An 11,575-nucleotide genomic window follows, 5' to 3' on the forward strand; every position below is an offset into this window, starting at 1 on the left:
GTGTACGCATGGGCGAAAACTGCCAGAAACCAGGACGTAGCGTAACGAAAACTGGCAATTCCAGCACACCGATAACGCAGATGAAGCCTTGCAATGGATGTGGTCTGGGGTTTTTCAGGGGCGACTAGGTAGAGGTTGGCGAACAGGATGTTCTTGGCATCAAAGCGCCATACCGCACCCGGCCCTGCATAGAACGCGCGCTGACGGCTGTCCGGCACGCGCTCGTCGTTGGTGCGGTTGTCGCGGAATTGGGCTAGGTAATACGCGTTGACGCCCAGCCGCAGCTTCTGCGTCAGTTCCCAGGAGGTGGCGAAATTGATCCAGCCTGCATCGCCTGCCTGACCGCTACGGAAGTCGAAGCCGGGCGACACGTTCGGACGACGCTCGCTGCGAAAGTTGTAGATGTAGTTAATGCGTGCGCTGACTTCCCAATTGGGCGTGGGAAGCACCGTGAATGCGTAGCTGGGAATGAGCGACCAGTAACCGGAGCCCTGGTTGAGATCGCGGTCGCGGTCAAACTTGCCAACCGGCGCCACGGCGTCGAATTCGAATCGCTGCGAGAACACCGCTCGCCCGTTGCGTATCACCGGCGGCATTTGCAGATATGGCCCGAATGTCACATCGCCCAAGCCGGCGCCGTTGTCGCGCAGCGTGGCAATACTGTTGCGGCCGAACGAGGTCTCCAAATTGACCAGCGGCACCAGTGCAGTGACGCCCAACGATCCGCCGAACAATTTGTAGGGCGTGACGTAAGCGAACTGGGTCAGCAGCACGGTGGAATCGATACGCGGGTTGTCGAACACCGGTACATCGTTGCCACGGGCGTCCTTGATTGCATCCAACGCGTTATGCCGCAGGTAGGTGATGACCGCCAACCCGGGTGTGGTGCTGGTGAACCCGTCCAGAAAGCTGGTGCCACCGGTGTTGACGCCATTGGTCAGCGACGCGCTCTGCGGTACGCCCTGCGGCGCGCTCTGCGCCAGTGCCGCGCCTGCTGCCAACCCTCCCAACACACCGAGCAGCGCGCGGACCTGCCACGTTATTGCCATCCCAGCGCCACGCATCACCGATGATCGAATCACTGCAGACATCTCCAGCATTCGGAGGGATTAGCGGCACGTGTCACATTACGAACGTCAGCCATGCGCATGCGCCGCGCTGCGCACAGCACATGCCATCGAAACCTTCGTTGAGAGTCGCTGCCGGGCGACGGCAGACCGACGGAGCCGCGTTACGGTGTGTCCAGACGATCCAAGCGGTCCAGGGCGCGCAACAGCGGTGCTTCGCTGGATCCGAGCACAGCACTGAGTTGCTGTTCCATGCGCAGCACTTCGGCTTCGGCGGCGGCCAGTAGCGCGGCACCGGCCGCGGTCAGCGAAAGATGCTGCATGCGCCGGTCCTGCCGCCCGCGCACCTGCCGCAGCAGGCGACGCTTGACCAGCCTGGCCACCACGATCGCCAGATTCGGCGGCGATACGTGCAGCACATCGCCGATCTGGCGCTGATTGATGCCCGGGTTGCCATCCACCAGCATCAGCAGCGAGAAATCGACCGGCTTGAGGTCGAACGCTGCCACGCACTCCTGAAACATCCGCCGGATCAACAACTCGGTGCGGGTGATGCGATACCCCAGCAACCGCAGCAGGCGCGCCTGATCCACCGTGGTGACGGCATCGGGCAAGGGCGCAGCAGGGGCAGTGACGGGCATGGCAGCTCTCACAACAAAGGCAGCGGGCGGACCGGTACGCGCGATGCGCCCCATCCGCAACGCCGATCCCCGGCGTGCACCGTATTGTAGACGCGGCCAGGCCTGTCGATGTGGACATCCACGCCGCCGATGCATGCGCTGTCCGCATATCCAGCACGCCGCCCTTCCGCACACGCGCCTTGCAACGGCGGCATAGCGCGGCAGCTGGTGTGGGACGGCAGTGATCCAGACAGGACTGGGACATGATTCCGGGCGGCAAGTGATTGCGTTTCGGATTATTTATTTATCATAACTACATTGCCAAGCTGCAGCGCAGCATGGTCGCGCTCGCTAGCCGGGAAGCGCTCTGTGGGCTGCTGGCTGCTGGCTGCTGGCTGCAGCACATGCTGGTCGCAAGCCGCAAGACGTGCGGCTGGGATATCTGCTGAAGGTGATGGCACGGCGTCGGCTTGCATGGCACAAGCACGCCACTGCCGCGGCGCCTGTCAGCACAGCGCCTATGCCGCCCACTTACGGCAACCAGAGTTTTTCAAGATCGCGGAAGCCCCACTCGCTGGGGCTTTCCATCTGCGCAATGCGGTCCTGGCAGTCCGGGCGCGACAGGTCGATGTCCTGCACCAGCACGTGGCTGCGCAACTTGGCCGAATAGAACACGCGCACCTTGGGCTTGAGCAGCGAATCAGGGCTCTGCTCGATCACCACCGCGAGTTTTTGCGATTCCAGCCGCACCAGCGAACCAACCGGATAGATGCCCAGCCGGCGTACGAAGGCCTGGAAAATCGTCGGGTCGAAATGGCCCTTCCAGGACGCCATCTGCTTGAGCGATTCGGCCGGATCCCAGCCGCGTTTGTAAGGGCGGTCCGAGCTGATGGCGTCGTAGACGTCGCACACCGCGCCCATTCGCGACATCAACGAAATATTTTCGCCGACTAACTGATTCGGGTAGCCGCTGCCATCCATCTTTTCGTGGTGATGCAGCGCAATTTCCAGCACCACGGCGTTCTGCACGCCGCCAGCCACCAGCAGCCGATGGCCGTCCAACGGATGCTGGCGCATGACATCCATTTCTTCGCTGGTGAGCCGGCCGGGCTTGTTGAGAATCTCCAACGGCGTCACCGCCTTGCCCATGTCGTGCAGCAGGCCGCCCATCGCTGCTTCCACCACTTGCGATTCGGGCAGGCCGAGCTGGCGCGCCAGGCCGCTCATCAGCCCGGCCACGGCCATCGAATGCAGATAGGTGTAGTCGTCGGCGGTCTTGAGCCGCGCCACGCTGATCAAGGCCTGCGGATGCCGCAGCACCGAGTCGTTGATGGCTTCCACCAGCGGCATGGCCGCTTCCGTGTCGACGGTGCGCCCCAGCCGCACATCGCGGAACATCGCCTCGACCATGTCGCGGCCGTCTTCGAAAATACGGCGTGCGCGCACCACCTCGGCTTCGATGCCGACCTGCGCGGTGACGCTGTTGGTACGCACGCTACGCGGTTCGGCAGCAGGCTCCGGCGGTTCAGGCGCCGCAGGCGCCGGACTCGGCGGTACGCCCGGTTCGGCAGACGCGCCAGAGCTCGTGGGCGCCTCCACATCCACCCCGCGCGCGGTGTCGATTACCAGCTGCTCGATGCGGCTGTCATGGATCTTCTCCACATCGTCGGAATCGACCAGAAACGACGTCTTCCAGAACGGATGGTGCACCCACGCGCCCAGCAGCTTGTAGACATACATACCGGGGCGGAGTTGATCTGAGTCGATGGTTCTGAGCATGCCGGCGCTGGTCTGCACAATGTCCAGGGAAAGTTCGCCACGGCTTGGCGGTCTGCGGTGTTATCGGCACATGGCACGATTTCTTTGGCGCGCGACCGGGTCGACGAAAGGCCTGGATGTGACGCCGGACGCGGCTGTAGGCGGGCCGCTCAGCGGTTCGGCAGCCGCATCCCCAGCACGGCGACGACGGCGAACAGCAACGGCACGCTGCAGGCCAGATACAACATGGCCGGCGACCATCCGGCGTCCAGCAGCACCCCGGCGCAGAACGGCGACAGGATCGCACCGAAGCGCCCCACCCCGATCGCCCAGCCCAGCGCAGTCGAGCGCACCGCAGCGTTGAAGACGATCGGAACAATGGCGTACATGCCGCCCACCGCAGCGAACATTGCTGCCCCGGTGAGTAAGGCGACAGCGAACGCCCAGCTCAACTGCGTCGTGCACAGGCCGGAGGCCAGCATCGCCAGGCCCATCAGCAACAGGGATCCGATCGTCAGGCGCGACAGCCGCACGCACGAGGCCAACCCACTGAACAGCACGCCGCCGCCGATGCCTCCAAGATTCAACAGCACCCCGCCCGTGACGCCCTCGGTGGCCGACGAGCCAGCGGTCACCAGCAGCTTCGGCGTCCAGCTGATCACGAAGTAGAACGCGAACATCAGCGAAAAAAAGCCAAGCGCGATCAGCAGCGTGTGCCGCCGCATGGCAACGTCAAACAGGGCCCGATAGCCTTGTGCCTGCGTGGCAGACTGCGGCGGTAGCGGCGGCAACGCGTCGTGCGGCGGCATTCCCATCCGCGCCAGCACGGCGTTGAAGCGCGCGACGGCATCGGGTGGCCGGCGCATGATCAGGAACTCCAGCGACTCGGGCAGGAATGCAAACACCAACGGCACACAAAGCAACGATGCCACTGCCCCGAGTACGAACACCGCAGGCCACGACCATTGCTGCATCAATAGTTCGGCAATCATGCCGCCCAGCGTGGCACCGACCGGGTAGCCGGTCACCTGCAGCACGATGGCAGTGTTGCGCCAACGGGGGCTGGAAAACTCCCCTGCCGTGACCGCAACGCAGGCCAACATACCGCCGATCCCCAGACCGGTCAGGAGCCGCAGCGCCCCGAGCTGCCATGCAGTGCTGGCCAGTGCGGACATGCCCATGCCGATGGTCAGGATCGCCAGACATGCCAGCGTCAGCGCGCGACGGCCGATGCGGTCTGCCAACGGCGCCAACCCCAGCGCGCCAAGCGCCATGCCAATCAGGCCCGCGCTGAAGAGCATACCCAGCAGCTTGCCCGACAGCTGCCAGTCCGCCGACACGTGCGGCGCGGTGAACGCCATGGCCATCACGTCGAAGCCATCGAGCATCGTCAGCAACACGCATACCGCAACGGCCCTCCACTGAAACGGTGTCATGCGCTCCAGCACGAAGTGCCCAAACGATGCAGTGTGCTGACGCATTGGCATGCCCTGTAGTGTGAGAAAGGAATGGTCCGAAGGCGCTGCAGTCGCCGTTGAACGGCGCAGTGCGCAAGGCCGGGCTGCGCGGCGGAACAGCGATGCGTGCGATTACCCATGCATAGTGGCTTGCCACCGCCTGCACACGCTAGCCGATTGCACCGCCGGTTCAAGACCGATGACCGCAGCGCTGTGCGCTTATCGGAAAATGCGCCAGCGCGCTTGGCCAGCGCTGCGATGTCTTCGGATGCATCGCGTGACGTGCTGTCCGCGGCTTTGGCGTAGCTGCCGTCGCGGCACAATCCATTGGACCTCGTCCCACCTGCTGACGTCTGGCAGCGGCCTCGCACGCATTGCATCCGCCCGTTGAGTGCTGCGGCGCACTGCCCTGCTGCTGCCCCGGCGGCAACCGCAGCGCAGGTATCATCCGCAGCGTGTCCGCAGTAGGCGGCACGCTGACTTGACGGAGATGCTGTGACCCCGATCCGCCCCTTCCTGGACCACACCCCGCAGCTGGGTGCCCGCGTTTACGTCGATCCTGCATGCACCATCATCGGCAAGGTAAGCCTGGGCGATGACGTCTCGGTCTGGCCGGGTACCGTAATTCGCGGCGACGTCAATCATGTGCAGATCGGCGCGCGCACCAACGTGCAGGACGGCACCATCATCCACGTCAGCCACCACAGCCCGTTCAACAAGGCCGGCTACCCCACGGTGATCGGCGAGGACGTCACCGTCGGCCACGGCACCATCCTGCATGCCTGCACGATCGAGGACCTGTGCCTGATCGGCATGGGGGCCTGCGTGCTCGATGGCGCAGCGGTCAAACGCTATGGCTTCGTCGGTGCCGGTGCGGTGGTCGGCCCGGGCAAGGTGGTTGGCGAAGCCGAGTTGTGGTTGGGCAATCCTGCACGTTTGGCGCGCACGCTCAGCGACAAGGAAATCGAAAGCCTGCATTACTCCGCGCAACATTACGTGCGGCTCAAGGACCAATACCTGGGCGCCTCGCCCGCCAGCTGAGCCGCAGCGCCATCAGCGCGCATGGCGCGGGCGTGACGGCTACGGCTGCGTGGCGTGCTCCAGTGCCGTCAACGTGGCCAGCGCCTGGGCGCGCGATGTACCGCACATGTCCTGGGACGGACGCAGGCGGGTGCAGACCGCTGGCCGCGTCGGCAGGCCGAACAGGCGGCAGCGGCCCTGCCCGTCCAGTTGCACGCACGGCACCCCCGCCGGCTTGCCATGCGGCATGCCGGGAATGGCCGAACTGATGGATGGGGCGATACAGCAGGCCGCGCAGCCAGCGCGGCAGGGGATGTCCAGGTGCATGCCGCAGTGTAAACCGCCGCCGCCTCCCGGCAGCGGCGGCGATGCCGGCTAGCGGGGCGGAACGTAGCTGGACAGGCGCACGTCGAAGAAGGCCTGCACCGCAGCCAGGTTGGCCTTGGCCTGGATGTCCGCACCCACGTCGCGGCTCATGCCCAGCACGTCGTCGTCCGGCCACCCGGGGCCAAAGCACCATTGCGTGCTGGGAATGTTGTAGGCCCGCAGATGCGCCAGCATGCGCGTGGTGGCGATCTCCGCGCTGCGATTGCCGGCCGGATAGCCGTGCTCACCCAGATAACCGCGCTTGCCGGCCTGCTGCAGCGCTTCGATAAACGGGCTGACCATGTTGATGCCGGTATCCGGCTGGATCACTTCGTTGCGCCCACCGGGCCCGATCCAGTTACCGCCCCCGCTGCCGTTGCTGTCGAGATAGTTGTGCGCCTCGTACACGATGCGATCGTATGGGTCCGGGATGTCGAACAGGTCCATCGAATCGTCCTGCCAGCGCCGGGCGCTGGCATAACCGTTGCCGCACACGAAGACGAAATGGTTTCGATCGCGGTCGATGATGGCCTTGGAGCAGGCGGTGGCGGTCTTCTGCCAATGTGCGGCCATCGACAGCACGCTGCCATCGGCGTTGCGCTCGGCGCCCTGGTACGGCTCGTTCATGACGCCCCAGCCGAACACCGCCGGATGCTGCTTCAACCGGTTGACGATACGCGCCCACAGATCCGACAAGCCGGCGTCGTTGTAGAGCGTGCACCCCGGCGTGCCGATCACCCGGTATTCGTAAAGCTTGAGCAGCTGGTCGCGACTGTCCAGATAGCCCGCGTAATTGAAGTTGTGCAGCGGATAGGTGTCGGCCCACAGCTCAGCCGCCGCCAGATCGCCGACGCGGTTGCCACGCGCATCGACGAATGCACCGCTGGCATCGCGCCGATATCCGCTCTTGGCAGCCACCCGCTGCGGCAGCCGCATGTAATCGTGCAACTCCACGATGTCGCGCTTGCCGCGCGCAGCGATGTTGTCCAGCGCGTCCTGCACCTGCTTGCAGTAGCTCTCGTTCAACGGCGCACCCTGCCCACGCGTGAAGCGCGCGGCGGTGGTCGGCAGACGGAAGAACGGGCAGTTCCCTGCCGCGGCCAAGTGATGGCGCGGTAATGCGTGCCGATCCCGGCGTTCTCCACATAGCTATTGGAGGCCAGGCCGGACAGGTTGAGGCCAGCGGACGGCAGGCTGGCGCTTTGCGCGGCTGCGCGGCCTGCCCAGCCGGTGGTGGCCACGACCGCGGCGCCGGCCGCACCTTGCAGGACACGACGGCGGGTGATGCCGCCGGCGACCGGTGGCGTGGTGGAGTGGGGCAATGCCGCTGGTGCACGGCGTGGAGATGGATGGTCGGACATCGGGGCGCCTCCTGCGGTGCCGTTGGAAAGATCCTCGCCGGCGCAGCTCCCCTCGGCCGCACCGGTCCGCTCGATGGTGACCGTGCCCCAGCGCCCGGATCTGGGCGCCGGTTCGCACTCCTGCCACTGCATGCCCGGGCGCATACGTTTACATCGCATTACATGACAGGCCAACGACGCCGCGCACGTGCGGGCTCGCAAGGCGATGGCGAACGAGCGGCATCTGCACGGCATGCCGGCAGCGCCCACCGCTGCACGGCAGGTGCACGCCGGCGTGCGTGCTAACGTGCAGACCCTGCGCGTGCAGTGACGGTTGCAGCAGCAACGGTCACGACGCGTTCTAATTGCCAGCCACCGCTCGCCAATCAGCCGTCGAATTCGCCATGCCCGAGTACCGCTCCAAGACCTCCACCCACGGCCGCAACATGGCCGGCGCCCGCGCCCTGTGGCGTGCCACCGGCATGCGTGATGGCGACTTCCACAAGCCCATCATCGCCATCGCCAACTCGTTCACGCAGTTCGTGCCCGGGCATGTGCACCTGAAAGATCTTGGTCAGCTGGTCGCGCGCGAGATCGAACGCGTCGGCGGCGTGGCCAAGGAGTTCAACACCATCGCTGTGGACGACGGCATCGCGATGGGCCACGACGGCATGCTGTATTCGTTGCCCAGCCGCGAGATCATCGCCGACTCGGTCGAATACATGGTCAACGCGCATTGCGCCGACGCGCTGGTGTGCATCTCCAATTGCGACAAGATCACCCCCGGCATGTTGATGGCCGCGCTGCGGCTCAATATCCCCACCGTGTTCGTCTCCGGCGGCCCGATGGAAGCCGGCAAGACCAAGCTGGCCGAGCACAAGCTCGACCTGATCGACGCGATGGTGATCGCCGCCGACGACACCGCCTCTGATGAAAAGGTGGCCGAGTTCGAACGCAGTGCCTGCCCCACCTGTGGCTCGTGCTCGGGCATGTTCACCGCCAACTCGATGAACTGCCTGACCGAAGCGCTGGGCCTGTCGCTGCCGGGCAACGGCACGGTTGTCGCCACGCACGCGGACCGCGAGCAACTGTTTCTGCGCGCCGGACGCGTGGCGGTGGAACTGTGTCACCGCTGGTACGGCGGCGAAGATCCCACCGCCCTGCCGCGCGGCATCGCCACCTTCGAAGCCTTCGAAAATGCGATGACGCTGGATATCGCCATGGGTGGCTCGACCAACACCATCCTGCACCTGCTCGCCGCCGCGCAGGAAGGCGAGGTGGCCTTCGGCATGCAGGATATCGACCGCCTGTCCAAGCGCGTGCCGCAGCTGTGCAAGGTTGCGCCGAACACGCCGAAGTACCACATCGAAGACGTGCATCGCGCCGGCGGCATCATGGCCATTCTCGGTGAACTCGCACGCGGCGGCCTGCTGCATACAAATGCTGCCACCGTGCACGCACGCACGCTGGCCGATGCCATCGCGCAATGGGATGTCACCCAGACCGACGATGAAACAGTACACACGTTCTACAAGGCCGGCCCGGCCGGCATTCCCACGCAGATCGCCTTCAGCCAGGCCACGCGTTGGGACAGCCTGGATACCGACCGCAGTGACGGCTGCATCCGCGATGTTGCACATGCGTTCTCGCAGGAAGGCGGCCTGGCCGTGCTGTACGGCAATATCGCCCGCGACGGCTGCGTGGTGAAGACTGCAGGCGTGGACGAATCCATCCACGTGTTCGAAGGCACTGCCCGCGTGTTCGAGAGCCAGGATGCTGCTGTGAAAGGCATCCTCGCCGATGAGGTGGTCGCAGGTGATGTGGTGGTGATCCGCTACGAAGGCCCCAAGGGCGGCCCCGGCATGCAAGAAATGCTCTACCCCACCAGCTACCTCAAATCCAAGGGCCTGGGCAAACAATGCGCCCTGCTCACCGACGGCCGCTTCTCCGGCGGCACTTCGGGGCTATCGATCGGCCACGCCTCGCCAGAAGCCGCCGCAGGCGGCGCGATCGGCCTGGTGCGCGATGGCGACAAGATCCTGATCGATATTCCCAAGCGCTCGATCGACCTGCTGATTTCGGACGAGGAACTCGCCCTTCGTCGCGCAGAGCAAGACGCCAAGGGCTGGAAGCCGGTGGAAGTGCGCCCGCGCAAGGTCACTACGGCGTTAAAGGCGTACGCGTTGCTGGCGACCAGTGCGGACAAGGGTGCGGTGCGGAATAAGGCGTTGCTGGACGGCTGAGGCCGGCGAGCGGGGCGAAGCGAGCTGGCTTCGGATGGCCGGCGCGATGCAACGCATCGGTAGGCCATGCTGTGCAACGCAGTCATCGCAACATGCGCGCGCCGAGACTGTCAGTTCCCATCCGGCAAGTCATTGCTGCGGAATAGGAATTCAGCCTTCACAGATATCCGGGCTTAGTCGATACTTGGCGCAACGCCGCTTTTAGGCGGTCCAATAGTAGTTAGTCCGCAAGGGAGATCGCGTGGAAGGCCCAACCAACAGGCTTCTCATCGTCGGCGGCGCGCTGAGTGGCGTTGCAGCACTAGCACATCTTGCATGCTTGGTAGTGGGCGCACCGCTCTTCCGCCTCTTAGGCGCCGGAGAGCAGATGGCGCAACTTCACGCTGGAGGCAGCTGGTACCCCAAAGTGGTCACGCTCGCGATCGCCACCGTCTTGGCCACCTGGGCTGCCTACGCACTCTCGGCCGCGGGCGTATTCCGGCCGTTTCCGCTACGTCGAACAGTCCTCGCGGCGGTTACAGGTGTTTACATCGTTCGCGGTGTAGCGTTCGTCCCGGTCATGGCCTACTTCCCTGGCAACAGCCCACGTTCTGGGTCGTGAGCTCGGCCACCTGTCTCGCCATTGGTCTAGTACACTTTGTAGGGCTTCGCCAGTCGTGGCGCAGGCTGCATCGGCTTGCGGCCTAACAATTCATTCAAGCCGAAACCGCTACGCGGTTCGGCTTAACTCAGGTGTTAGGGCTCATGCGTGGAGCAATGTCGCCGCTTGAAGCGAAGGTGCCACCTCCTGTCCTTGTGGCCCTATGGCGGTCATCGTTTGGCTCCTGCCTAGGACCCGTGCCCAGTCAGTGGTGCTCTCGTGTGTCGGGGCAGCGCTGATCGTGGCGGGTCTCGGCATCAACGCGTGGCCCAAGATCCTGTTCCGGCATGCCGGCACCTCGGTCAGTCCGGTCCAGCCGGAGCTCGCGTCCGCCCTCACTCATGGGCCGTACCGCTTTTCCCGGAAACCCATGTACCTGGGCTACGCGGTTGCGCTGCTCGGCTGGGTCACCTGCTTGGCGCAGCCTTGGGGGCTACTCGCGGTCGCCGTCTTCTTGGCGTACATCACCCGCTTCCAGATCCTGCCGGAAGAGCGGCACCTGTCCTCCCGCTTCCCGGCGCAGTACGCTGCCTACAGCAGGGCGGTCCGTCGCTGGGCCTGAGCCCTAACAATTCGTCCAAGCCGACGCCGCTTCGCTGCGCGGCTTAACTCAGGTGTTAGATGGATAGGGGAGTTGCATGAAGCCACCAAAGAAGGAAGCTCCAGCGCGTCTGCACAAACTTCCATCCGGAAACGTGCTGGCCGTTTCCTCGGCGGAGCTATAAGTTCTGGGCGTGGCTAAACGAACGGAGCTGGATTGATCTATCAATAGATGCGCTTTCACTAGGGCCTGTTAACACTAATGGCTCGGGCGATTAAACTATTGGACATGGAGATCACGCCAGCACAATTTGCCCTCATCGAACATTGCTTACCTGCGCAGCGCGGCAATGTCAGCATGACCAATCTGCAGGTGGTCAACGCCATCCTTTACGTCGCAGAGCACGGCTGCAAATGGCGCGGTCTGCCCAAGCGCTTTGGCAACTGGCATACGGTGTACACACGCATGAACCGTTGGGCTAAGTCCGGTGTGCTGGATCGGATGTTCGCCCAATTGCAGACCT

Annotated in this window: 10 protein-coding genes and 2 pseudogenes; 6 read left to right on the forward strand and 6 right to left on the reverse strand. The window is 64.5% G+C overall.

Features of this window, described 5'->3' with window-relative positions:
• The 4 genes from NX05_RS18295 to NX05_RS18315 form a co-directional block, all read right to left on the reverse strand.
• Positions 1-1,100: SphA family protein (locus NX05_RS18295; RefSeq protein ID WP_253956542.1), on the reverse strand; the 1,100-nt coding region annotated here is incomplete at its 3' end.
• A 131-nt stretch (positions 1,101-1,231) separates the two neighbouring features.
• Complete coding sequence (locus NX05_RS18300) at positions 1,232-1,762, reverse strand: MarR family winged helix-turn-helix transcriptional regulator (RefSeq protein WP_039432617.1); 531 nt, start codon at positions 1,760-1,762, stop codon at positions 1,232-1,234.
• A gap of 456 nt (positions 1,763-2,218) precedes the next feature.
• Positions 2,219-3,466: a cyclic di-GMP phosphodiesterase gene (locus tag NX05_RS18310; protein WP_039432633.1), complete on the reverse strand. Its 1,248-nt coding sequence runs from the start codon at positions 3,464-3,466 to the stop codon at positions 2,219-2,221.
• 149 nt (positions 3,467-3,615) lie between these two features.
• Positions 3,616-4,926: an MFS transporter gene (locus NX05_RS18315; RefSeq protein WP_010369005.1), complete on the reverse strand. Its 1,311-nt coding sequence runs from the start codon at positions 4,924-4,926 to the stop codon at positions 3,616-3,618.
• A gap of 244 nt (positions 4,927-5,170) precedes the next feature.
• On the opposite strand from NX05_RS18315, the pseudogene NX05_RS25295 reads away from it, so the two are divergent.
• A pseudogene (locus tag NX05_RS25295) lies at positions 5,171-5,401 on the forward strand (hypothetical protein).
• On the forward strand, positions 5,398-5,943 hold the full coding sequence (locus tag NX05_RS18320) for a gamma carbonic anhydrase family protein (RefSeq protein ID WP_039432623.1): 546 nt from the start codon (positions 5,398-5,400) through the stop codon (positions 5,941-5,943). Before NX05_RS25295 ends, NX05_RS18320 begins: the two are co-directional and overlap by 4 nt.
• A 39-nt stretch (positions 5,944-5,982) precedes the next feature.
• Here the strand turns inward: NX05_RS18320 and NX05_RS18325 are convergent, their stop codons facing one another.
• Complete coding sequence (locus NX05_RS18325) at positions 5,983-6,204, reverse strand: proteinase inhibitor (protein ID WP_227254311.1); 222 nt, start codon at positions 6,202-6,204, stop codon at positions 5,983-5,985.
• A 93-nt stretch (positions 6,205-6,297) separates the two neighbouring features.
• Positions 6,298-7,649 (reverse strand): annotated as a pseudogene (locus NX05_RS18330) (glycoside hydrolase family 5 protein).
• A gap of 187 nt (positions 7,650-7,836) precedes the next feature.
• Between NX05_RS18330 and NX05_RS25190 the strand changes: the two are divergent.
• From NX05_RS25190 to NX05_RS18350, 4 genes are all read left to right on the forward strand, one after another.
• Positions 7,837-7,959 (forward strand): hypothetical protein, encoded by a 123-nt coding sequence (locus NX05_RS25190; RefSeq protein ID WP_261380861.1) that lies wholly within the window; start codon positions 7,837-7,839, stop codon positions 7,957-7,959.
• 73 nt (positions 7,960-8,032) lie between these two features.
• The gene (gene ilvD / locus NX05_RS18335) at positions 8,033-9,871 is read left to right on the forward strand and encodes a dihydroxy-acid dehydratase (RefSeq protein WP_039432627.1); all 1,839 of its coding nucleotides are present in this window, start codon (positions 8,033-8,035) and stop codon (positions 9,869-9,871) included.
• An 803-nt stretch (positions 9,872-10,674) separates the two neighbouring features.
• Positions 10,675-11,073 carry a methyltransferase family protein gene (locus NX05_RS18345; protein WP_053012874.1) on the forward strand — a complete coding sequence of 133 codons (399 nt, stop codon included), beginning with the start codon at positions 10,675-10,677 and terminating at the stop codon, positions 11,071-11,073.
• A gap of 267 nt (positions 11,074-11,340) precedes the next feature.
• Positions 11,341-11,575 (forward strand): transposase (locus NX05_RS18350; RefSeq protein WP_155550133.1); only part of this gene is annotated, 235 nt, incomplete at its 3' end.

Origin of the sequence: Xanthomonas vasicola, from assembly GCF_000772705.2 — a bacterium.
GTDB classification, from domain to species: domain Bacteria; phylum Pseudomonadota; class Gammaproteobacteria; order Xanthomonadales; family Xanthomonadaceae; genus Xanthomonas; species Xanthomonas vasicola.